Here is a 22,080-nt window from a genome sequence, read left to right as displayed (position 1 = left end):
CATTATTGGCTTTGAGTTTTTTGATAGACGCGAACATAGTCAATCGTGAATGTGGCTGGGAATGAGCTATAGTCGGGCTCCCCAGCCCAAGCTCCACCCACGGCAAGGTTCATAATTAAGTAGTGGGGCTTGTGGAAAGGGTTTCTGTCCTTATCAACAACATCGATATGAAACTCATGGTGTTGTTTATCGTCGACGAAAAAGCGAATGCTCTCAGGGGTCCATTCAATGGCGTAGGTATAGAACGCCTCTAACTCTTCAATCCGTGTCGCGTTGCCATTTTTCTGTTGTTTCGTATTCAGGTCATAATCGAAATACACCGTATTACTGTGTATGACCCCCAATTTACTGGTGACGTACTCCATGATGTCAATCTCACCACTTTTGGGCCAGTAAACTTTTCTTATATTGCTGCCTAGCGTCCAGATAGCCGGCCACATGCCTTTTTCTGTTGGCAGCTTAGCTCTTACTTCAATTTTTCCGTAAGTCCAGTCAACGATATTTTCAGTGGTGAGGCTGGCAGAAGTCACTTTGGGGTGAGTGGCGTGTGGACGTCTTGCGATGATCTTGAGATGACCATCGGACACATAAGCGTTGAGCGGGTCTGCTTCAGTATAATATTGCAGCTCGTTGTTACGCACATAACCGGTTTCGTAGCCCCACTTCTCTGAGTCAGGAAGGCCGGTGTAATCAAACTCATCAGCCCAGACAAGTTGATACTCCTCTGCAGCAGCATACACATTGCTGGCACAAATCGAGGCTAAGAGAGTGGTTGTTATACAGAGTGAATCCATACCATTTTTTGTCGGTCGCATATCAGGTCCTTTTGATAAGTTCACCTGCTCAGTGTGACAGAGGGTAGGTATAGGATTAAGGTCTTGAGCTGAAATTAATGAATATTTAGTACTTACTAAAGTGCTAGTGTTTTTACACTGAGTACCTCTAGCGCTAATAGTTTAGGATGAGTCGATGAATGTGAGAGCAAAGGGGTTTTGGTTTGATTTTCCGCCGTACGAAGAGGTGAGTTTGCTGCGAAGAAGCTATCGATATACCCGCGCTATGGCTCATAGTGTGATTGATAAAATCAAGCAATACCGTTTTGGCCCCTTTGATGAGTGTCACTTTCATATTGGTATTCACAAGACGGCAACGACCTTTGTTCAAGACCAAATTGCGCTCAGTCATATGGACAGATATGGAGTGAAGTATTACCCGCTTGATGTGCTGAGAGACAAGATCTATCGCTTTGGGTTCTGTTCTGTGGGACGCCGGACCTCACCTCATAATCGACTGCTATTATCTGATGAGAATGTGCTCAATGGCACAGAACACTTAAACAAAGGGGTCTACTTCGATTGTGAGCAACGCGTCAGTTGGTGTATTCGTCACATTCACACCAAAAAGCTGGTGGTGTTTATCAACATTCGTAATTTTGCCGATTTTTATACCTCTGCCTATTGTGAGCACTTAAGGCATTTCCCCTACCAATCTCTGGAGCAATACCTAGCAGGGCTAGATATCACTTCTTTGTCCTGGGTTGATGTTTTTGATTCACTGTTTCAGTCTCATCCAGATGTCGAGTTTAGAGTGTTTAACTTTGACCGATTTCGACTCGATAAAGAACGTCTTCTAGCGAGTTTGACCTTTGGAGAGGTGGTCGAGTTTTCCAATCAGGTTAAGCCTTCACGCAGCTCATTCTCAGAGAAAGAGGTCGCACTGTTGTCGGGAGACAAGGATTGGATAGCGGACAGTGGTAGTGACAAATACGCGCCTTTCAATACAGAAATTATAGAGCAAACCAAACGTAACTTATCTGACGATCTGTCCCGCTTGAAAATGTACCCTAACGTCGTTTTGCTGAATGACTAATTAGGGTTTGATTTGCAGCGTTAATGTTTTGATACATCTTGGTGGGCTCATTAGTTAATGAAGCGCCTTTTTTGCTTATATACTTAAGTTATAAATAGATAACTCATTAGTCTATGGATGCAAAGGAGGAAGGACATGGCAGTTAAATCCCCACATATTTCGCCTCGGCCTCATTATGATAAATCGGGTGACATGACGCTTGAGCAATGGCATCGTTACACTCGAGTGGCAAATACAGCAGACAAAATACGCGAGAGTGAACAAGCTCATCAACGTGCCTCTCTGTCTGCATCAAAGCACTTACTTTCACAGCAAGAGCCTTCAAAGCAAGCAACTCAAGATAATGAGCAACACAGTGAGCTGGTCAAAAGACTCGCTCTGTCTTCGATTCTTCACTCAAAGAAACACAAAGCTGAAAATATCCGCTATGCGATATGGATGAGTGTTGGTGGCCTATTTTTTCTTTGGGTTATGTATATGTTCGGCTAGTGGGCAACAGCAAACGTTACTTGGGAATTAACCCTTGAGGTAGGTTAATGAATACTTGCGGATTGTGCTGAATTGTTGGGCCTAGCTTAGGTGTTTGCCAATCTAACAACATAATAGCAAGCACGTTACGATGTTCGCCATAGGCAAAATCAAAGCTACCAGTGACGGAGGGCACCATACCTTGTTGTAGGTCCACCGACTGTTTAATCACTTCTTTCGATTTTGTGACCACAGGATCATCGTCTAGCCCCGCAAGTAGAAAACAGATCCCCACTTCAGCAATGACGTCCTCTTTAGTTACCGCCAAAATATGTTCGATATTCTCTCTAAAGTAGTTGTAGATCCATTGATGGTCAGATTCGGTAACTGTTGTTTGATAGTACTCAGAATCAGCTAAGATGATGTGTGTCATCCCATACAGTTTATTCATGTATTGCTGCTTGGTCAGCTCACTGTCTTTGTGGTCAGGATAGACCTCTTTAAAGCGCTTAATGAAGAGTTCGGTGTAATCATCTTCACCTAGTTGCTTGAGCCAATAGACCTGGTTGGCGAGTTGGGCTGCCCACGCTTGAATCATATCTCGGTCTGTAACAAAAAAAGTGAAGTCATAGCGTTTTAGGATGCTTCTTAGCTTTTCATCTTGTTGATGCTTGAGGCCATACTCATTAGCTCGTGCCATTGAGCCTAGCAAGTCAACACCGAGATAGAGATATTCAGGGTTCCACTGTGTCGCATGGTAACGGCGGCGACTTCTTTCATCATAATCATCGAGATACCCTAGCAAGCGCTTAAGAGAATAAGCGGCAATCTCTTCATCGCTGTCTACCGTTTGAGCGAAGAGGTTGAGGCGGTCAGCGATCCGGGTTAAGTCACTCTCAATAGCAGGAATGTACTTGGGGTTGTGTGTCTGGCGATATAAGCGCAGACCATAATGCCCTTGTTTAAATAGAGGTAGAGTATCGAGTTTGGTTTCGTAGGTGAGCTTGATCAACTCGGCAGTATCCGATTCGTTTAGCGGGTTGCTGGACCATGATAGGGGGGACAGCAGAGCGGATGCAAGCGTAAATGAAATCCACCACGAAGTTGAAAATGTATTGCGTATGAATGTCAGTGATTGCGACATTGCACCTTCCTTTGATTAGCCTCAGTGACCACAAGCAATAAGTTTGCTAAGTACTTAAGACATTCCTTTTGTCCTTCAAATATAGCACTCACCTAAAATGGCTTGTAAGTAGATTGTCGAAACCTATGTGCTTTAGGTTATGAGTTGCATTTAATGGATTGCAAATGTGGATTTTATTGCAAATTGCAAAGAATTATCGTTGCAAAATTATAATGTTAAGCCATCGTGCATTCTCGCTATGCACAGTGTTGGGCTAAAATTGATGGAATATCGAGCACATTATCACTGAAGTGCTGTTTTTCTTGGTAGGTTTAAAAGTTGGCACAGCATCTGCATTAGTTAAATCGACCCTTATTAAGCCGAGGGTCACCTAGCCAACTGACGTTGTTAGTGAACCTTTATTGTTCACAAAAAATATAGCGCCAATCACACCCAATTTGTGATTGGCTTTTTTTTGCCTGAAATCTGTCAAAACATCCGTTAAAACATACGTTAATACGTTCGTTAAAACGTTTTCTCCACCACAGATATTGGGTCGCCATAGCAACTCGGCTCTCTTGGACACGCCGCTCCACGCGCACAAATCACTCTCGCTGGGCCGTTAACGCCTCTTTCAATCCAATTGATATTGAGAATTTTGGCGATTGTGGTGAGATCTTTGCGAATCGAAAGCGGAATTTGCGCGCTACCGCCAGACTGGACACACACCTTTTTAAGCTGTTCGGCCATACTGACCGCATCACCGCCTTGTGCCTCAATGGCGGGGTTAAGATCGATACCTGCGCACAAGACACGGTTGTTACCCGCTAAGTCCATCATGTTTGCAGACTCACAGCAGTAGATCCTTGGCTCATCCCCCACATGCAAAATTGAGATTTGCGCCGAACTGCCAGATTGCGGTTCTGATAAACGACGGAATACCGCCCAGTGCTGACATGGGTCGTTAACCTGACGCATATTTCCCCACGGAAGCGGAATACCATTTCCGCGATAAACCGCTTTCAGTTTATTTTGGCCATAAGCATCAAAGTAGTGCCAGTGTGGATAAGGAGAGACAACGGTCATCCTACGCATAGCGACAGAAGGAGAGACGCCTGCTTTCTGATGCACACTTATTTCGTAACCATTACGGTCGAGAAGTTGCCTAAAGGGGACTTTAGGGCAGAGCAGGGCGCCTGCAAAGAAACTCGACTCGAAGTCACGCCACGCTTGCAGAATATCTTGTGAGTTGAGTTCTACCTGAGAGCTCTGGTGAATGTTGTCTTCCCAGGTGTTAGCACTGCCCACCAACAACACATTTTTAAGGCTCTCACGGTTGTGCAGAACGCAGTGGCCGATATACACCCCTAAGTCGTATTTCAACCGAGTCGGGTAGTCTTTCAGTACCTCATTAAGATAAATGGTACTGGGGGGCTCAAAGAAAGAGCTGATGACTTGCTTACTGCTCACCCCTAACTCATCAACCACGTCTTGCGGCGTACGCTGTATCCAGCGAATGTTTACGCCTAGAGATTGGGCGATATCGATTAAATCTTCAACGCTGAGGTTCAGTCGCTTGAGCCCGACCTCTTCAGCCGCCCGTTCTAAGTCTGGAAAATGGTTTTGATTGCTCTCTTGGTGGGCTCGAATGAGTAAATGAGCAAACTGTCGCCCGGTGATACCGGCCTGAGAAAGCATTTCTGGGATGGCAATTTGCAAAATATCATTAGAAAACAGAAAACTAGGCTCCAATGCCATCCCGCTAATCCCCCCTCTACGCCCTTTATCAGGGGTAATGGCTTCTTGCTCTGGCTCATCATCGAGGAACCAAGCAGGGTCTTTTTGGAACACTTGAGCGATCACCGACAGCATGTCCACACTCGGGACACGCTTGCCGCGCTCTATCATGGAGAGATAAGACACCGAAGGGGCGTAATCTGGGTCGATGCGAATGCAGCGCGCAGAGAGGTCTTCCATGGTTAAATGGTTACGCTTACGTAGATTACGTATCTTGGTGCCAAGAAAATGGGATTGGCGGACTAGGCTTTTTGACAGGCTCATTTTGTAAAATTCACATTGTAAAATTTCTGTTGTGAAATTGTAGTCAAAATTACGCTAGTCTACCAAGTAAGCGACATCACAAATTTAAGCAAAGTTTAAACGCTTGTTTGGAATTGTTGCTCTACCAATAATTACGAGTGCTGTGTGAGGGAAAGACCATGAATATGCTAACGATGAATACCACGTCATACCAAAATAAGAAGAAACCATTTATCGCTGAAGCTGTCGTTGCGGTCGAAACACTTGCAGCCGAAGCCACTGACCAGAAATCTTGCCAAGGCAAACAGATCTTAGATGAGCTGTTTCCATTAGAAACCGGTTCTCACCAAGAGGTATCAGCTTACATGATTGACTATCGTCACTTGGTGGCGTATTTCAAAGATGGCAGCCACACAGGCCTGCGTCATCCTAAGCACTTTGTGGCTTATAACGGGGAGAAAGAGTCGCCGTGTTCAATCTTAATGCGAGACGGAGAGGGCAGCCACGTAGAAGTGATGATCGGCTGTAATAAAGGCACTGGGTGTGTCGAGCTAACACGTATTGATGATATTCAAATTGAGTGCTGTTCAACGCTTGCTCAACAGAATCAACCTTGTGAAGTGGCGATGCGTCATTGGATTAGCCTTATCAAGAGCGATCGTAAAGGAAAGCCAGCGGCACGTAGCGAGGATAAAGAGTTTACAGCCAAAGATGGCAACGACTACAACCTAGACACTTCTTATCAGCTTTGAGAATGCGTTGATATTGCCTGTCTTCTACAGATGTAAAAAAACCAGCCGAAGCTGGTTTTTTTACATCTGTAAGCGAAAGAGTGTCAGTTAGGCAACTTCAAGCTCTTCGAAGTCCACACCACGTTCTTTGAATAGGCGGCGGCATGCGCGACCATCGCTGTGGAATAGGTGACAACGATGTGCAGGAATACCGATGCTCAATGAATCGCCCACTTCAACTTCTAGCGTATCTGGTTGGCGGAAGATAACATCTGAATCAGAGCCTTTTAGGTTTAGATAAGCTTGAGTTTCGTTACCCAGCTTCTCTACTATCATCACTGTGCCGTCGATAGTTGCATCGCCTTCACCTGATTTTAGTAAGTGCTCAGGGCGAACACCCATAGACATGCGCTCACCGCGAGTCACAGTTGTACCATCAACAGGGATCCAGAAAGAGGTACCGTTAGAAAGCTGTACTTTTACGCGCTCTTTTTCTGCTTCTTCAATGAAAACGCTCATGAAGTTCATCTTTGGCGAGCCAATAAAGCCAGCAACGAAGCGGTTTTGTGGGTAGTGGTATAGCTCTAGTGGACGACCAACTTGAGAAACATAACCGCCATCAAGAACGACGATTTTGTCTGCCATTGTCATTGCTTCTACTTGGTCGTGCGTTACGTAAATCATTGTACAACCCAGTTTGCGTTGTAGCTTAGTGATTTCAGAGCGCATCTGTACACGCAGAGCCGCATCAAGGTTTGATAATGGCTCATCCAATAGGAATAAGTTTGGCTGAGATACCAGTGTACGACCGATAGCTACACGCTGACGTTGACCACCTGATAGCGCTTTAGGTTGACGCTCAAGTAAGTGGCTTAGCTGCAGGATTTCTGCTGCGTGTTCAACACGTTTGTCGATTTCTGCTTTGTCTGCTTTAGCTAGTTTAAGACCAAAAGACATGTTGTCGTATAGGTTCAAGTGAGGGTATAGAGCGTAAGATTGGAATACCATGCCAACACCACGCTTTGATGGTTCAACATCGTTCATGCGCTGTTCGCCGATGTATAGATCACCAGAAGTAATATCTTCCAGACCTGCAATACAACGCAGTAGCGTTGATTTACCACAACCTGATGGGCCAACGAAGACAACAAACTCGCCTTCTTTAATGTCTAAGTCAACATTCTTAGAAATCAATACATCGCCGTATGCTTTACATACGTTTTTTAATGTGACACTCGCCATCTTAGCTCGTCCTCGATCAATATTTTTATCATAGTTACTGCTTGAGCTGTCCTAGCAACTGGGCAGTAAAAGTAGGAATTTATAGTAAGGTGTTATACCAAAGTAACCTCTACAGTTCTGGGAAAGAACGATCTTTCAGAGTCATTAAGTTCGATTGTACAAAGATAACCGAATTTATGAAGTCACTTGAGTATAAATTGTGTAAGAACATAAAGAAAAAAGGGTGAGGGACACAAAATGGGAAGTCGTGTCCACATCACCCGTCAATGCCAAAGGGTTAGTTTACCTCCCCCGTATAGCGAAGACGTCTCCCCCGTAAGTAACAACTATTACCACGAACATCTTTGCTATAACAGCAAACTAACTCGGCAATGCAAACCAGTTACAAGCAACTGGAAAGGGTTCTTACCATCCACTCTTGGATAGCTGTAGTTTCCTGATTTCCGTCAACTGTCACATCCTCCCAAGTAAACTTTTTGTAGGGGGAGTAGGAGGGGAGGAGCAAGGAGGGGGATGAGCTGGCGTAGAGAGACCGACTTCAAAAAAATCATCGCCAATCAGGTGAATCTGATCACACTTGCTTCTGGTTTTGTGATCGCCGTCTCCAACATCTAAGGATGTGGATCACGGATTTACTCCATACTACAGAGGGCGTAGAAAATAGGATGATGAGCTTCTTGCTCTTTTGCCAGATTATAGCAGAGGATTAGGCGAAACCTCTCTGTGGTCGAGCCCTACAACACAAGTATAAAAAGGATATGAACATGAAAAATGCCCTAAGCACTGTAGCACTTAGTACTCTAGTTGCTCTTGGCTCGTTTGGCGCAAACGCTGCTATCGAAGAAGGACAATTGACTATCTGGATCAACGGTGACAAAGGTTACAACGGTCTAGCGGAAGTTGGTAAGAAGTTTGAAGAAGAGACAGGTATTAAAGTATCTGTTGCTCACCCAGACGGCCTAGAAAACCGTTTCCCACAAGTTGCAGCGACAGGTGATGGTCCTGATATCGTGTTCTGGGCTCACGACCGTTTCGGTGGTTACGCAGAAGCAGGTCTTCTAGCAGAAATTAAACCTTCTAAAGAGATCAAAGAAGGCGTTGTTGATTTCGCATGGGACGCAGTAACTTACGATGGTAAGTACATCGGCTACCCAGTAGCAGTAGAGTCTCTATCTCTAATCTACAACAAAGACCTAGTGCCAAACCCACCTAAGAACTGGGAAGAAGTTGAAGCTCTAGACAAAGAACTTCAAAAAGATGGCAAGAAAGCGATCATGTGGAACCTAAAAGAACCGTACTTCACATGGCCTCTAATGGCAGCTGACGGCGGTTACGCATTCAAATACACATCAGCTGGCTACGATGTTAAAGATGCAGGTATCGCAAACCAAGGCGTTAAAGACTCTATGAACTTTGTTAAAGGTCTTGTAGACAAAGGCGTTATCTCTCCAGATATGGATTACTCAGTATCTGAAGCTGAGTTCAGCCAAGGTAACGTAGCGATGACAATCAACGGCCCATGGGCTTGGGGTAACATCGAAACAGCTGGCGTAAACTACGGCGTAACGACTCTACCTAAGTTCCAAGGTCAAGCTTCTAAACCATTCGTTGGTGTTCTAACTGCGGGTATCAGCACAGCGTCTCCTAATAAAGATCTAGCGGTTGAGTTCATCGAGAACTACCTACTGACTAACGATGGTCTACGTATGGTTAACGACGACAAGCCACTAGGTGCGGTTGCTCTTAACTCTTTCCAACGTGAGCTTGATGCTGACGCACGTATCGCTGCGACAATGGACAACGCGATGAACGGCGAAATCATGCCAAATATTCCTCAGATGAACGCATTCTGGGGCAGCGCTAAGAGCGCAATCATCAACGTTGTTGATGGCCGTCAAACTGTAGATGCAGCGCTTGCAGATGCAGAATCACAAATGACTAAGTAATAGTTAACTTTTTAAGGAGGGGGTAACCCCTCCTTCATTTCTTCATTTTTTTATTTTATTTCGCTAGCAGGTTTCTCTATGCAGTCAGTTCAAAGTACAGATGCAATGACATCTCCAGCAACGAGCATGCCGTCAAGCAAGAGTGTCTTTATTAAATGGGCTCTTCTTGGTTCCGTTGGTCTGGTTAATGGTTACGCGACGATTCTAATGTACTCGCGTGGTGAGTTGGCTTTTGCACTTTTGACCGTTATCTTAACGGCGCTTGCCCTTTACGTTTTCGGTAGCAAGAAGACTTACGCACACCGTTATATTTATCCAGGTATCGCGGGGATGATTCTTTTCATCCTATTCCCTCTTGCCTACACAGTCGGACTCGCTTTCACTAACTATAGTGCTAAGAACCAACTCTCTTTTGAACGTGCGCAAAGCGTACTTCTCGACAGAACATTCCAAAGTGGTGACAGTTATTCATTTAACCTTTACCACGTAGACAATGGCCATCAGATTGTTATCAACAAAGACGGTGAACTCCTTGCTTCACCGGTATTCCAAGAATCTGAACTGGCTGACCAAGATTTTGACCTGACACCTGTTTCGGCAGAGCAAGGGGAAAAAGCGGCGATTAAAGATATCATTGCCCTGCGTTCTAAGCTTTCAGGCATTGACCTAATTTTCCCATCGGGTGATGCAGTGCGCATGAGTGGCCTACGTAAGTTCGCTGCTGTAGAGCCGCTTTACACCCTTCAAGAAGATGGTGAGAGCTTACAAGATAATCGTTCTGGTGATTTGCTTCGTCCAAACGCTGCGGTGGGTTTCTACCAGCCTGTTGACGAAAATGGCGAGTTTGTTGGCAATACAGTTGCACCAGGCTACATCGTTGGTATAGGTACGCACAACTTCGAGCGTGTATGGAAAGACGATGGCATCAAGCAGCCATTCATTAGCATCTTTATTTGGACAATGGTGTTCTCAGCGGCCAGCGTTGCTTTAACCATGATGATTGGTCTTGTACTTGCCAGTGTGGTTCAGTGGGAAGCGTTGAAAGGCCGCGCCATTTACCGCGTACTTCTGATTCTTCCATACGCAGTGCCAGCCTTCATCTCGATTCTTATCTTTAAAGGTCTCTTCAACCAGAGCTTTGGTGAAGTGAACATGGTGCTAGAGAATCTATTCGGCATTAGCCCATCTTGGTTCTCAGACCCGTTCCTCGCGAAATTGATGATTATCATCGTGAACACTTGGCTAGGCTTCCCTTACATGATGATTCTATGTATGGGTCTACTCAAAGCGATTCCTGATGATCTCTATGAAGCATCGGCTATCGATGGCTCAAACTTCATCTCGAACTTTACAACCATTACGTTGCCACTGATGATTAAACCGCTAACGCCGCTATTGATTGCGAGTTTCGCGTTTAACTTCAATAACTTCGTATTGATTCAGCTCCTGACAAACGGTGGTCCAAACATGATTGGTACCTCTGAACCTGCGGGCTACACTGACCTACTTGTTAACTACACCTACCGTATCGCGTTTGAGGGTTCTGGTGGTCAAGACTTCGGTCTAGCAAGTGCAATCGCTACGCTTATCTTCCTACTCGTAGGTGCTCTAGCGTTGCTTAACCTACGCGTAACTAAAGTAGCTCAGGACTAAGGAGGCTCAAAATGGCAATGGTTCAAGGTAAATCACTTAAATACCGCGTTTGGGCTACTCACATCGCAATGTGGGCATTCCTATCGCTGATCATCTTCCCACTACTGATGATTATCGCTATCTCGTTCCGTGAAGGTAACTTCGCAACCGGTAGCCTAATCCCAGAGAATCCATCTCTGGAGCACTGGAAACTGGCTCTTGGCTTCTCAGTTGAAAAAGCTGACGGTACTATCGTGCCACCGCCGTTTCCTGTTCTTACTTGGTTGTGGAACTCGATTAAAGTTGCAGGTATTTCATCAATCTTGATTGTGTGTCTATCTACCACTTCGGCTTACGCTTTTGCTCGTATGAAGTTCAAAGGTAAGAACACGATCCTAAAAGCGATGATGATCTTCCAGATGTTCCCAGCAGTATTGGCTCTGGTTGCTCTTTACGCACTGTTTGACAAGCTAGGTCAATACATCCCATTCCTAGGTTTGAACACCCACGGTGGTCTTATCTTTGCTTACTTGGGTGGTATCGCACTGCACGTTTGGACAATCAAGGGTTACTTCGAAACGATCGATGGTTCATTAGAAGAAGCTGCTGCACTTGACGGCGCGACACCATGGCAAGCATTCCGCCTGGTTCTACTGCCACTTTCAGTGCCAATTCTAGCGGTTGTATTTATTCTGTCGTTCATCATGGTTGTTGGTGAAGTACCTGTAGCGTCACTACTACTTTCTGATGTAAACTCGTACACACTAGCAGTTGGTATGCAGCAATACTTGCACCCACAAAACTACCTATGGGGTGATTTTGCGGCGGCAGCAGTACTGTCAGCATTCCCGATTACTATCGTATTCTTACTTGCACAGCGTTGGCTGGTTGGTGGTCTAACCGCTGGCGGTGTTAAAGGATAATAACGATAAGGGCGACCGCAAGGTCGCCCAGTTGTTTTTGATTAACTCTTCTCAGCTTATGTGGAATAGGGATGGGAAGAAACTTTGGTTTGGCCGCCGACATGTTAATCAAACACATCTTATTGGTGTTACGCATAGCTGGCTGTCGAAGTATTCCTTACTTAATGCGTGCTAAGACAGTAAATTTGTAACGAAAGCCCGATGAACATTCGGGCTTTTTTGTGCCAGAAAAGCAGGGTAAATACTGTGGGATTGATACTAAATGAATGATTTTACTTAGAAAGTAGACTGAGCAATTGCTGCGAGTGATGATGAGGTTTGTTATGCAATACAATAGGCGCATACAAAATAAGGAGATTTACATCTCCTTATTGGACGGTGCGCAACCAAGGTGTTGCAACAATATGTAGAGACTCTCTTGATTGAGTGCCACCCGTCGAAATAGGTCAGCAAAAAGGTCGTCCCCTCCAAAGCAAGTTTGGATGTAGTGATTAATTTCACTCTCGTTATACCCTTCCACATACATCGTGCGTACCCATTGATACTCGACAGATTGAAGGTTGCTTAGCGTTTGTTCACTAAGGGTTGTGTTAGCCAACGGTGACTCCATTTACATCAATTATCCGTTTGACGGACTTATCCTAATATCCTGATGATTTAATCAGAGTTAGATGAATAAAAAATGACAGTGATGAATTCAGCGAGCGAAAGGCGAATTATTGAGCGTTTAGCTGACAAAAAGGCAAAATAAAGCCCGAGCACACACATGGCTCAGGCTTACAAGTATAGATTCTACATGAAAGATGAGTTTAATCTGGCAGCTGATCGAGTGGTAGCCAATTTACTTTAACGCCCGCTTGCAAGAACATATCTTGGCTCACTTTGATCTTATCTCCCCAGCGGGACAGGAAGTCTTCAGATTGCTCTGGGCAATGAACCGCAGAAATACCGGTTTGAATGATTTTTGCTGCACAATTTGGGCAAGGAAAGTGTGTCACCCAAATCTCACAATCATTCAGGTCACGCTTAGCAAATAGAATGGCATTCTCTTCTGCATGCAGCGTTTTTAGATATTTCATGTCGCGATCATCAGTATCTGCACTGTCTGAAATACCGTGCGGGTAGCCATTAAAGCCGACAGAGACAATTCGATTGCTCTTGGTGATCACGGCACCCACTTGCGTTGAAGGGTCTTTGCTCCAAGAGCCCACCAGTTGTGCCATTTGATAAAAGCGTTGTGCCCATTTCGTTATCATCGTGTGCCTTCGTGCTGTTTTTACTTGGAATATGGGTCTTTAATAGCGGTAATAGTGTGTAAATTCAAGGCTTTTCATATTTTGAAACCATTCAGCGACAAATACAGAGTGCGCTTAAAGCCACTATACTTAGGAGTGGCCGTGTTGGGCGTATATCAATAAAATAGTGTTTTATTGCTAAGTTTATGATTTGTAATGATAATCATGCGTTCGGTTTACACGTGTTCGCAATAAACCTTTTGCACCTTGGTGTGAAGTCGGTAAAATTGTGGTCTGTCCAGTTTTCTGGCATGGATTTTTTCGAGGTTTTTATGAAAGTTGTGGATATCTTTAAACATCGCAGTGAAGCGGTCTCTAAATACCAAGAGGAGCTGATGCAAAAGGTTTCTCCTAGCGTTCGTGAATATTGGGAAGGGATCCGTCACAAAGCGAACAATCGCGCGTTCTTTGCGTGGCTTAATGAGGTGAATGACCAAGCAGTTAATGAGCCTTCAATAGAGCCAGTAGCAAAAGTGGTTGAAAAGGTCGACCTTGCCCCAGTGCAAGCAAAGCCATCAGCCCCTGCGATTGAGATGAAGCCAGAAGCAGAGACACTGTATAACGAACTGCAGGCTCAAATCGGCGAAGTGATGCATAAGGGTGATTGGATTATGGTTGACCAAGACCGTATCAATCAGTTTGGTGCAGTAACCGAAGATGAGCAGTGGATCCATACCGACCCTGAGCGTGCGGAACAAGAATCGCCATTCAAGACAACGATCGCGCATGGCTTCTTGACGCTAGCACTGTTGCCACGATTGACTGATTCGGTGGATCCAGACAACAACCTTTTCCCAACTGCGAAAATGGTCGTGAATATTGGTTTAAACTCAGTGCGATTCCCATACCCAGTTAAGTCAGGTAATCAAGTCCGCGCAGTGAGCACACTCACCAAAGTGACGCCGATTAAAAAAGGCTTGGAAATCGAACGTGAAATCAAGGTTCAGATTGAGGGAGTACGTCGTCCTGGCGCTGTGGTGACTTCGGTTATTCAGTTGCATTTCTAGGCCTGACTGCATTTTAAGCAGTTACAGAATACAGAAACGCCGAGCATTTGCTCGGCGTTTTGCTTTCTGATATGTAACGGTCTCGAGATACCGCTACCACAGCTTTATTTTTCTTTCGCAAGCGGCGTGTAACCGTACTCATCAATCAGAGTTTGAGCACGGTCTGTTTTTAGGTAGCTCAAGAAGGCTTTTGCATCGTCAGACAGTTTTTCCTGATTATAAACCAGTAAGAACGGGCGGTATAAGGCGTATTTCCCTTGTGCAATAGCGTCGTTTTCACCTTCAACACCCTCAAACGTCAGCGCTTTTACTGAGCGGTCAACCGAGCCTGTAGAGATAAAGCCGATAGCTTGTTTGTTATGGTTTACCAGAGTTTTCACCATGCTATTGCTGTTCACTACGAGATTGTTTGGGCTAATGTCAGACACCGAGCGGTCGTTGATCACTTTCGTCAGGCCAACCTGGGTCTCAAAGCTATAACGTGTGCCTGAGGAGGCTTCTCGCGTTACTACAGCGATACGTTGGTCATGGCCCCCTAACTCTTTCCAGTTAGTAATCTGGCCTTTATAGATTTTGTAGAGTTGCTCTCGGGTTAGATCGCTGACCGGGTTCGCTGGGTTTACCACCATAGTAAGGCCATCGAAAGCAAGTTGAGAGACACTATAGGCTTGATTTTGCTCTTCTTCCGTCAGGTAGCGTGATGTCATAGCGATATCAATCACGTCCTTATGCACGAGCGTTAATCCTGCAGTCGAGCCGATGCCTTGTACGGCGATAAATGAATCAGGGTTAGCTTGGTTATAATCTTCAGCCAGTATGTCCATGATACGGGAGACTGAGGTTGAGCCAGAAACATTGACCTCTTTAGCGATAGCGCTATGACTTAGTAGGCCTGTTGATAAGATCAAAGTCATCAAGACTCGAAACATAATAAACTCCGTTGTTAATCCATAATTGAGAATCGTTGGATACTATATTTCTATCTCATGACATTTTTGTGAATCAAGCAATGCATGAAGTTGAAATCGGTTGATTTATTGACCTAGTTCTTTATCGGAGAGTTAAACTCGTGGCACTCTATAGAGAACCTTTGAGTGAAAGTTACCTCAAAGGGTGTGGGTAGTCTAAAATTGGAGAGAGGTTCATTCGCTAAACTTGGTCGCCAATGAGTGAATGAAAATGCCACAGGGAGTCGATATGAGTTTGGTGAACTTGTTACAGAGGCAAGTAGAGACACGAGCAAGTACGGTATGTCATAACCGCAACCGTAATTTACCTGTCGATCTTGGTGTTTCTTGCTTCGAGGCGATTCCCAACGGAGTCGAATTTATCAAAAGACACTATTTGCTGGACTCCAAATACAGTGACTACGCGATTGGTGTCGCAAGAATTATCTGGAATCATGATACCAGCCTGTGGGAGCTCCACGTTCCCAATGAGCAGCCTTCTAATGACATCCTAAACTGGATTCTCTACCCTTACCTTTCTTGTAGCAGTGACCTCACGGCATTGATCCGTGAGGTGGAAAAAGACCCTAAAGACTATTTCTGGTAAAAAGACAATTTCTGGTCGTTAGCATCCCTGTTCGTCTGCTTTTGAAGCGCTACTAGTGCTTGATGTCGTTGCTACCGGTATGCCGTGTGGTTGGTATCGCCCAGGCTTGTGGTTCATGGCAATGATTAAGTTGGTAATGATTGCCGCGCCAATAGATAACGCAATCACCCAGACATTCATGATTAAGAACGACATCGCAACGATGGTGCAATCCAGCCCCATCTGTACTTTTCCTGCACGAATATTGAAACGTTCTTGCAGAAAGAGCGCCAAGATATTAAAACCGCCCAAGCTCATTTTATGGCGGAATATCACCAGCATACCGACCCCAATCAAACTCCCGCCAATTGCAGCACCATAGAGTGAGTTCACCACTGCGAAATCAAGGACATGATGCAGGTTGTCCACCATGAAAGAGACTAAGGTGACGGCAATAAAGGTGTTGAGGGTAAATCGCCAGCCCATGCGGGTGATAGAGAGCCAGTAGAAAGGCAGATTAATGGCAAAGAAGACTTGGCCAAAGGAGAAGTCAGAGATTTTGGTTACAAATAGCGCTAGGCCGGCAGTGCCGCCAGTCAGTAGGCCAATTTGATTAAAAAAGTGTACTCCAAGGGAAACCAGTGCACAGCCCAATATCAGCGCGAGCAAGTTTTCGGTGAGAGAGTGTTCGTTATCCATACGCAGTCTTTCCATATCCGTTTGCCATCAGAATAGTGATCGCGAGCACGTTGTCTATCGATTCGGTTATATTGACATTGCTGATAGGTGTAAAGGATTGTTTGCATCGCTCGAATAATAGGGTAGTGGCAGATATGAAAAAGCCAGACCGAAGTCTGGCTTATCTTAAATAGAAGTTAACAATAAATGCTTATTCAGCCGCTTGTGGGGCTGGCTTATCAGCAAACACTTCTACTGGTTTCGCAACTAAGCTGCGGTTCTCTTGATTGACTTCAATCAGAGTCACCTCTAGCGCGTCACCTAAGCGGTAAACCACCTCTTTGTCGATAGACAACAGGCCTTGCTCGCTATCACAAGCAAGACGCTCTTTGTTGTCCATCACTACAGAGCCTGGAATGAAGGCACTTGCGCCATTCTCTAGTAGGCGAACACGCATACCAGCACGGTTGATATCGAAGATCTCAGCGTTGAATACCGTTTGCTTCGTTGGCTCATCTGCCAATGTACGTGCGTACAACCAATCACCCACCGTGCGCTCGGCAATATTGTGGTGTTTACGGTGCAGTGCCAGCTCTTCACCGACGGTTTCGTCAGGGCGCTGTACAGGCTCTTTGTTTAGAATATGCGCTTTCAGCATACGATGGTTAATCATGTCACCATATTTACGAATTGGCGAGGTCCACGTCGCATAGACATCAAGACCCATTGCGTAATGAGGAAGTGGTTCGTTACTCACTTCACTGTAGGCTTGCATCTTGCGAATGCGGTTGTCTAGGTATGAGGTCTCTTGTCCCGCTAACCAACGGCGAAGCTCTGCAAAACCTTGTAGTGTCGCAATAGACTCAGTGGTAAATGGCAGGGTTTGGTCTGGGTTAACAAGCCTAATCACATCCTCAAGCTTTTCGGCTTTGATACCAGCATGAGTGTTAAATACACCAGCATTGAAGTGGTTCTGCAATGTCTTACCTGCACAGATATTTGCCGTGATCATCGCCTCTTCAACCAGACGGTTTGCACTGCGACGCATGTCGGCATGAATCGCAACTACATCGTTATCTTCGCTTAGCTCAAAACGGTAGTCTGGGCGGTCTGGGAAGACAACCGCATTCTTTTCGCGCCAATTTGCGCGAGCAAGAGAGAAGTCGTACAGGTCGCGAACCACTTGAGCGATGGTTTCATTAGGCGCCCAGTCTGCAGATTCACCGTTTTCTAGCCAATCTGACACAGGGTTATAAGCAAGACGCGCGTGCGATTTGATATTAGCGGCAAAGAATTGGATATCATCGCCAATCACACCATCTTTAGAGACAGTCACTTGGCAGCACAGTGTCGGGCGCTCTTCACCTTCAATCAGTGAACACAGTTCATCGGCAAGATCACGCGGCAGCATTGGAATATTGCGGCCCGGCAAGTAGATAGTGTAGCCACGTTCACGCGCGACTTTATCCATATCATCTTCAGGTGTGATGTAAGCCGTTGGGTCAGCAATCGCGATAGTCAGCTCGAAGTCGCCATTGTCATTTTTCTTGGCGTATAGTGCGTCATCCATATCTTTGGTTGATTCACCATCGATAGTGACAAATGGCATTGCTGTCATATCGATACGCTCAAGATCCGCATCGTCTTTGATTTCCCAATGTTCGATACCAGCAGGCTCGGTATTAGGTAGATCGTTTTGTGCCAGCGTCACCCACCAAGGAGCAATTTTGTCGTTAGCGTCAGTAATCTTTTCTGAGATTTCAACGAAGAAGTCGTTGTCGCCTTTCAGAGGGTGACGGATCAGGTGAGCAACGACCCAGTCGCCTTCGGCAAACTCATCTTGCTTAAGGCCTTTCTTTGTTTTGGCTTTAAGGGATAGTTTCTTCAGCTGTGGATGGTCAGGCACCACATTAAGTTTGCCTTTAAAGAGTTTCACGCGACCAATGAAACGCGTGATACCTTGTTCAAGTAGTTCCTGTGGCTCTGCCACCTCTTTCTCTTTTTCAGTGCGGATAATGGCGCTGACTCTGTCGCCATGCATGCACTTTTTCATGTACGGAGGTGGGATAAAGAAACTGGTCTTGTTATCGACTTCTAAAAATCCGAAGCCGCGATCGGTTGCTTTAATTGTCCCTTCCTTTTTTGGAAGGGTTTCTTGAATTTGCTGTTTAAGCTGTGCCAGTAGTGGATTGTCTTGGAACATGGTCTCTTTACAATAAATTGCGAAATCTCGGCACACTATAATGATTGAACGTGACAATATCTATACTAAACACCCCAATATGAGGGTGAATCTCGTCAGGCTGTGTGATTAGCGACAAAAGCTATTGATTTACAAAGTCTGTCGCGAAGATCGCCTAAATGACTGGAAAGTGGGTGTGATCAAGGTATGGATCTGGTGAATTAGCGTCACAATTCATAGAAATGTAAAGAAAATATGTGACATAACTCAATTTTTTCTGGCTTTTTTTGTGCTTTTAGGGAATAATCCCGCCCCTTGATGACGTCCCTAGTGCTTGATGCGATTTAAAACTTGTCCGCATCTGAACGGAATCAGCTCTTTATTTGGATTGGTATTGGATTTGGTAGAGCTCGTGGGACCTTTTGTTTTATTAATTTATGGGATCCCCAATGCAAGATTCTGAAATCAAATTTAGCGACCTGTCGCTTAATGATTCTATCCTTTCTGCTCTTAACGAAATGGGCTTTGTTTCTCCAACTCCTATTCAGGCTGCAGCCATTCCACACCTAATGAAAGGTGCTGACGCGCTAGGTAAAGCTCAAACAGGTACAGGTAAAACAGCAGCATTCTCTCTTCCGCTTCTAAACAAGCTAGACCTTGCACAACGTAAACCTCAAGCTATCGTTCTTGCACCAACGCGTGAACTTGCTATCCAAGTAGCCGCTGAAGTGAAAAACCTAGGCCGCAATATTTCTGGTCTTAAAGTGCTAGAGATCTACGGTGGTACTTCTATCGTTGACCAAATGCGTGCGCTTAAAAACGGTGCACACATCGTTGTAGGTACTCCAGGTCGTGTTCAAGACCTTATCAACCGCGACCGTCTACACCTAGACGAAGTAACAACGTTCGTTCTTGATGAAGCTGACGAAATGTTGAACATGGGTTTTGTTGACGACGTAACTGCAATCATGGAGCACGCTCCTGAGTCTGCACAGCGCGTACTGTTCTCTGCAACTATGCCTCCAATGCTGAAAAACATTGTTGAGCGCTTCCTGCGTAATCCAGAAACGGTTGACGTTGCTGGTAAAAACCACACAGTTGATAAAGTAGAGCAGCAATTCTGGGTTGTGAAAGGCGTAGAGAAAGACGAAGCAATGTCTCGTCTTCTTGAAACTGAAGAGACTGACGCATCTATTGTATTCGTACGTACTCGCCAAGACACTGAGCGTCTATCTGACTGGCTAACTGCTCGCGGTTTCCGTTCAGCAGCACTTCACGGTGACATTCCTCAGTCTCAACGTGAGCGCACAGTCGACAACATCAAACAAGGTGTTATCGATATCCTAGTAGCAACTGACGTTGTTGCTCGTGGTCTTGACGTTCCACGTATTACACACGTATTTAACTACGACATCCCATTCGATGTTGAGTCATACATCCACCGTATCGGTCGTACTGGCCGTGCTGGACGTAAAGGTAAAGCGATCCTTCTAGTTCGTACTAACCAAATGCGTATGCTTCGCACTATCGAGCGTGTAACTAAGTCATCAATGGAAGAGATCCAACTTCCAATGCGTGACAAAGTAGCAGAAGCACGTCTAGTTAAACTAGGTGCTGAGCTAGAAGCTGAAAAAGAACACAAATCACTAGAGAAGTTCTCTGAGCTAGTTGAGAAACTGCAAGAGTCTCTAGAGATCGACGCAACAACACTGGCTGCGATTCTTCTGAAACGTCAGCAAGGTAAGCGTCCTCTATTCTACGTTGGCGAAGACCCAATGATCTCTGCTATCGAGCGCGACAAGCAACGTCGTCGTGATCGTCGTGAAGGCGGCCGTGACGGTGGTCGTGGTGAGCGCGGTGGTCGTGACTTCAGTACTCAAGACTGGGATACTTACCAGCTACAAGTTGGCCGTGAGCAAGGCGTTCAGGTTAAAGACATCGTTGGCGCTCTAGCAAACGAACTTGGCCTAACAAAAGGTTCTATCGGTGCTATCAAACTAGACCGTGGCGAAACTTACGTACAGCTTCCTAAAGCGATGCCTTCTGATGTAGCAGGCAAGCTAAGCAAGCTGCGCATCCGTCAGAAAGAAGCGGGCGCTGTTGTTGTAGATTTCAACGATTTCCGTGAGCCTCGTGGTCGCCGTGATGGTGGTCGTGATGGTAACCGTGGTGGATACCGTGGAAACCGCGACGGTAATCGTGATGGTGGTCGTGATAGCGGTCGTGATGGTAATCGCGGTGGATACCGTGGTAACCGCGATGGCAACCGTGAAGGTGGTCGCGATGGTAACCGTGGTCGTCGTGATGGTGAGCGTCGTTTTGACCGTAACCGTGGCGGTGACAACCGTGGCAACTACCGTGGCGAGCGTGGCCATGGTCGCCGTGACAACCAAGAGTAATTGAGTACTCTGAGTTGAATTCGACACAAGTTGAATACTAAAAAAGGAGAGCGAATGCTCTCCTTTTTGCTATCTGGGAATCGTGACGTCTAGACTGTAAGTATTGTATTAGTTGCTTCGGTCGACTTATGAACCCACAAAAGCACTTATCTCTTATCCCGCCTCCTTGGGTATTAGTTCTCATTGGTCTGGTATTAAACATTCTGGCTATTTTGGTATCTAGCGTGCTGGTAGAGTCTTATAACCAGCGTATTGGGGTTCTGAGTGCGCAAGAGGCTCAGAATCAATATGCTATTCAGTTGGATTGGAATGGGGTTGAAACGCTCGAGCGCAAGCGTGAGGCGCTTTTGTTGCATTCACATCTAAGCCGAAGTGTAGGATTGCCTCAACAGACTCAAGCTGCCTTGATTGCTCAGCTGCAATTATGGACAGGGTTAAAAGAGAATGAGCTTTCATTACAGATGTTATCCTCAGCTATGATGGCCATTGATAACGCTCAGCAAGGATATCGAGAGCGGATTGATACTCACTACTTAAATAATCTCGAGATAGCAGAGCAAATAGATGCACTGCAAGATAAAGTGGCACACTATCGCAATATTGCTTTGTTCCTACAGATTTTTGGTTTAGCGCTAATTATTGCGCGAGATCTAGCTAGAAAGCCTTAATTTTCATATTGAAACTGATTGTATAATGACAACTTTTGTCACACTTTTTGAATAAATATTATTCGATGGTGTTTCTTTGTAGGTCTATGAATTCTAGTGTTAAATTGCCACTTAGGCCTTATTCTACCTAGCTTTACCATTGTAAGTAACTCGTAAATTTACGAGATTCTAGTTTTATTGATAGATCAAATAATATACTATCTCTTCGCTGCTTAAACAGCAGAGGAAACCGATCTGCTCTTGTAACAAATTGCGATCAATTAATTAACCTACGGAAGTGGTTATGAGTTAAATACCTCTATTAAATAGAGGGTGAGCTCATATTTGTGTAGATAATTAATATT

Annotated in this window: 19 protein-coding genes; 10 read left to right on the top strand and 9 right to left on the bottom strand. The window is 45.2% G+C overall.

Going from position 1 to position 22,080, the window contains the following annotated elements:
* Window positions 1-2: 2 nt before the first annotated feature.
* Window positions 3-815 carry a glycoside hydrolase family 16 protein gene (locus QWZ05_RS06255; protein ID WP_290297317.1) on the bottom strand — a complete coding sequence of 271 codons (813 nt, stop codon included), beginning with the start codon at window positions 813-815 and terminating at the stop codon, window positions 3-5.
* 154 nt (window positions 816-969) lie between these two features.
* On the opposite strand from QWZ05_RS06255, the gene QWZ05_RS06250 reads away from it, so the two are divergent.
* Window positions 970-1,869 carry a hypothetical protein gene (locus tag QWZ05_RS06250; protein WP_264876058.1) on the top strand — a complete coding sequence of 300 codons (900 nt, stop codon included), beginning with the start codon at window positions 970-972 and terminating at the stop codon, window positions 1,867-1,869.
* Between the two features lie 135 nt (window positions 1,870-2,004).
* Complete coding sequence (locus QWZ05_RS06245; RefSeq protein WP_264876057.1) at window positions 2,005-2,358, top strand: hypothetical protein; 354 nt, start codon at window positions 2,005-2,007, stop codon at window positions 2,356-2,358.
* Window positions 2,359-2,374: 16 nt separating this feature from the next.
* Here the strand turns inward: QWZ05_RS06245 and QWZ05_RS06240 are convergent, their stop codons facing one another.
* Together QWZ05_RS06240 and QWZ05_RS06235 are read right to left on the bottom strand one after the other, a co-directional pair.
* Window positions 2,375-3,481, bottom strand: coding sequence for a DUF3541 domain-containing protein (locus QWZ05_RS06240; protein ID WP_290297314.1), 1,107 nt, complete (start codon window positions 3,479-3,481; stop codon window positions 2,375-2,377).
* A 504-nt stretch (window positions 3,482-3,985) separates the two neighbouring features.
* Window positions 3,986-5,521: a DUF3612 domain-containing protein gene (locus QWZ05_RS06235; protein ID WP_290297312.1), complete on the bottom strand. Its 1,536-nt coding sequence runs from the start codon at window positions 5,519-5,521 to the stop codon at window positions 3,986-3,988.
* 158 nt (window positions 5,522-5,679) lie between these two features.
* Between QWZ05_RS06235 and QWZ05_RS06230 the strand changes: the two genes are divergently transcribed.
* Window positions 5,680-6,252 carry an aldolase/citrate lyase/malate synthase family protein gene (locus tag QWZ05_RS06230; protein ID WP_290297310.1) on the top strand — a complete coding sequence of 191 codons (573 nt, stop codon included), beginning with the start codon at window positions 5,680-5,682 and terminating at the stop codon, window positions 6,250-6,252.
* An 87-nt stretch (window positions 6,253-6,339) separates the two neighbouring features.
* Here QWZ05_RS06230 and malK read toward each other — a convergent pair whose 3' ends face one another.
* Window positions 6,340-7,473 (bottom strand): maltose/maltodextrin ABC transporter ATP-binding protein MalK, encoded by a 1,134-nt coding sequence (gene malK / locus QWZ05_RS06225; protein WP_264876053.1) that lies wholly within the window; start codon window positions 7,471-7,473, stop codon window positions 6,340-6,342.
* A gap of 764 nt (window positions 7,474-8,237) precedes the next feature.
* Between malK and malE the strand changes: the two genes are divergently transcribed.
* The 3 genes from malE (at window position 8,238) to malG (ending at window position 11,974) form a co-directional block, all read left to right on the top strand.
* On the top strand, window positions 8,238-9,419 hold the full coding sequence (malE, locus tag QWZ05_RS06220) for a maltose/maltodextrin ABC transporter substrate-binding protein MalE (RefSeq protein WP_264876052.1): 1,182 nt from the start codon (window positions 8,238-8,240) through the stop codon (window positions 9,417-9,419).
* A 78-nt stretch (window positions 9,420-9,497) separates the two neighbouring features.
* Window positions 9,498-11,072, top strand: a complete 1,575-nt coding sequence (gene malF, locus QWZ05_RS06215) for a maltose ABC transporter permease MalF (RefSeq protein WP_290297306.1) — start codon at window positions 9,498-9,500, stop codon at window positions 11,070-11,072.
* Between the two features lie 11 nt (window positions 11,073-11,083).
* Window positions 11,084-11,974, top strand: a complete 891-nt coding sequence (gene malG, locus QWZ05_RS06210) for a maltose ABC transporter permease MalG (protein ID WP_264876050.1) — start codon at window positions 11,084-11,086, stop codon at window positions 11,972-11,974.
* A gap of 358 nt (window positions 11,975-12,332) precedes the next feature.
* Here the strand turns inward: malG and QWZ05_RS06205 are convergent, their stop codons facing one another.
* Both QWZ05_RS06205 and QWZ05_RS06200 read right to left on the bottom strand, forming a co-directional pair.
* Entirely contained in the window at window positions 12,333-12,584 is a 252-nt protein-coding gene (locus tag QWZ05_RS06205) for a hypothetical protein (RefSeq protein WP_264876049.1), read from the bottom strand.
* Between the two features lie 199 nt (window positions 12,585-12,783).
* Window positions 12,784-13,230: a dCMP deaminase family protein gene (locus QWZ05_RS06200; protein WP_264876048.1), complete on the bottom strand. Its 447-nt coding sequence runs from the start codon at window positions 13,228-13,230 to the stop codon at window positions 12,784-12,786.
* A 311-nt stretch (window positions 13,231-13,541) separates the two neighbouring features.
* On the opposite strand from QWZ05_RS06200, the gene QWZ05_RS06195 reads away from it, so the two are divergent.
* Window positions 13,542-14,276 (top strand): MaoC family dehydratase, encoded by a 735-nt coding sequence (locus QWZ05_RS06195; RefSeq protein ID WP_264876047.1) that lies wholly within the window; start codon window positions 13,542-13,544, stop codon window positions 14,274-14,276.
* Window positions 14,277-14,380: 104 nt separating this feature from the next.
* Here QWZ05_RS06195 and QWZ05_RS06190 read toward each other — a convergent pair whose 3' ends face one another.
* Complete coding sequence (locus tag QWZ05_RS06190) at window positions 14,381-15,205, bottom strand: phosphate ABC transporter substrate-binding protein (protein ID WP_290297300.1); 825 nt, start codon at window positions 15,203-15,205, stop codon at window positions 14,381-14,383.
* A 268-nt stretch (window positions 15,206-15,473) separates the two neighbouring features.
* On the opposite strand from QWZ05_RS06190, the gene QWZ05_RS06185 reads away from it, so the two are divergent.
* Complete coding sequence (locus tag QWZ05_RS06185; protein ID WP_264876045.1) at window positions 15,474-15,830, top strand: DUF3024 domain-containing protein; 357 nt, start codon at window positions 15,474-15,476, stop codon at window positions 15,828-15,830.
* An 18-nt stretch (window positions 15,831-15,848) separates the two neighbouring features.
* On the opposite strand, the gene QWZ05_RS06180 is transcribed toward QWZ05_RS06185, so the two are convergent.
* Window positions 15,849-16,508, bottom strand: coding sequence for a YitT family protein (locus QWZ05_RS06180; RefSeq protein WP_264876247.1), 660 nt, complete (start codon window positions 16,506-16,508; stop codon window positions 15,849-15,851).
* A 190-nt stretch (window positions 16,509-16,698) separates the two neighbouring features.
* Window positions 16,699-18,690, bottom strand: coding sequence for an exoribonuclease II (rnb, locus tag QWZ05_RS06175; RefSeq protein ID WP_290297297.1), 1,992 nt, complete (start codon window positions 18,688-18,690; stop codon window positions 16,699-16,701).
* 428 nt (window positions 18,691-19,118) lie between these two features.
* On the opposite strand from rnb, the gene QWZ05_RS06170 reads away from it, so the two are divergent.
* Together QWZ05_RS06170 and QWZ05_RS06165 are read left to right on the top strand one after the other, a co-directional pair.
* A complete protein-coding gene (locus QWZ05_RS06170) occupies window positions 19,119-21,068 on the top strand; it encodes a DEAD/DEAH box helicase (RefSeq protein ID WP_264876043.1) in 1,950 nt (649 codons plus the stop codon).
* A 128-nt stretch (window positions 21,069-21,196) separates the two neighbouring features.
* Window positions 21,197-21,736 (top strand): DNA mismatch repair protein, encoded by a 540-nt coding sequence (locus QWZ05_RS06165; protein WP_264876042.1) that lies wholly within the window; start codon window positions 21,197-21,199, stop codon window positions 21,734-21,736.
* The last annotated feature ends 344 nt before the right edge of the window (window positions 21,737-22,080 follow it).

Origin of the sequence: Vibrio agarivorans (assembly GCF_030409635.1) — a bacterium.
GTDB classification, from domain to species: domain Bacteria; phylum Pseudomonadota; class Gammaproteobacteria; order Enterobacterales; family Vibrionaceae; genus Vibrio; species Vibrio agarivorans.
This window is presented reverse-complemented; position numbering and strand designations above follow the sequence as displayed.

What these genes read in the sequence shown, in the direction of transcription:
- malF (WP_290297306.1), top strand. Translation starts at nt 9,498, where the DNA reads ATGCAGTCAGTTCAAAGTACAGATGCAATGACATCTCCAGCAACGAGC.
- QWZ05_RS06205 (WP_264876049.1), bottom strand. Translation starts at nt 12,584, where the DNA reads ATGGAGTCACCGTTGGCTAACACAACCCTTAGTGAACAAACGCTAAGC.
- QWZ05_RS06245 (WP_264876057.1), top strand. Translation starts at nt 2,005, where the DNA reads ATGGCAGTTAAATCCCCACATATTTCGCCTCGGCCTCATTATGATAAA.
- malE (WP_264876052.1), top strand. Translation starts at nt 8,238, where the DNA reads ATGAAAAATGCCCTAAGCACTGTAGCACTTAGTACTCTAGTTGCTCTT.
- QWZ05_RS06200 (WP_264876048.1), bottom strand. Translation starts at nt 13,230, where the DNA reads ATGATAACGAAATGGGCACAACGCTTTTATCAAATGGCACAACTGGTG.
- QWZ05_RS06255 (WP_290297317.1), bottom strand. Translation starts at nt 815, where the DNA reads ATGCGACCGACAAAAAATGGTATGGATTCACTCTGTATAACAACCACT.
- QWZ05_RS06165 (WP_264876042.1), top strand. Translation starts at nt 21,197, where the DNA reads ATGAACCCACAAAAGCACTTATCTCTTATCCCGCCTCCTTGGGTATTA.
- QWZ05_RS06235 (WP_290297312.1), bottom strand. Translation starts at nt 5,521, where the DNA reads ATGAGCCTGTCAAAAAGCCTAGTCCGCCAATCCCATTTTCTTGGCACC.
- QWZ05_RS06250 (WP_264876058.1), top strand. Translation starts at nt 970, where the DNA reads ATGAATGTGAGAGCAAAGGGGTTTTGGTTTGATTTTCCGCCGTACGAA.
- QWZ05_RS06190 (WP_290297300.1), bottom strand. Translation starts at nt 15,205, where the DNA reads ATGTTTCGAGTCTTGATGACTTTGATCTTATCAACAGGCCTACTAAGT.
- QWZ05_RS06180 (WP_264876247.1), bottom strand. Translation starts at nt 16,508, where the DNA reads ATGGATAACGAACACTCTCTCACCGAAAACTTGCTCGCGCTGATATTG.
- QWZ05_RS06185 (WP_264876045.1), top strand. Translation starts at nt 15,474, where the DNA reads ATGAGTTTGGTGAACTTGTTACAGAGGCAAGTAGAGACACGAGCAAGT.
- QWZ05_RS06230 (WP_290297310.1), top strand. Translation starts at nt 5,680, where the DNA reads ATGAATATGCTAACGATGAATACCACGTCATACCAAAATAAGAAGAAA.
- malK (WP_264876053.1), bottom strand. Translation starts at nt 7,473, where the DNA reads ATGGCGAGTGTCACATTAAAAAACGTATGTAAAGCATACGGCGATGTA.
- malG (WP_264876050.1), top strand. Translation starts at nt 11,084, where the DNA reads ATGGCAATGGTTCAAGGTAAATCACTTAAATACCGCGTTTGGGCTACT.
- QWZ05_RS06170 (WP_264876043.1), top strand. Translation starts at nt 19,119, where the DNA reads ATGCAAGATTCTGAAATCAAATTTAGCGACCTGTCGCTTAATGATTCT.
- QWZ05_RS06195 (WP_264876047.1), top strand. Translation starts at nt 13,542, where the DNA reads ATGAAAGTTGTGGATATCTTTAAACATCGCAGTGAAGCGGTCTCTAAA.
- QWZ05_RS06240 (WP_290297314.1), bottom strand. Translation starts at nt 3,481, where the DNA reads ATGTCGCAATCACTGACATTCATACGCAATACATTTTCAACTTCGTGG.
- rnb (WP_290297297.1), bottom strand. Translation starts at nt 18,690, where the DNA reads ATGTTCCAAGACAATCCACTACTGGCACAGCTTAAACAGCAAATTCAA.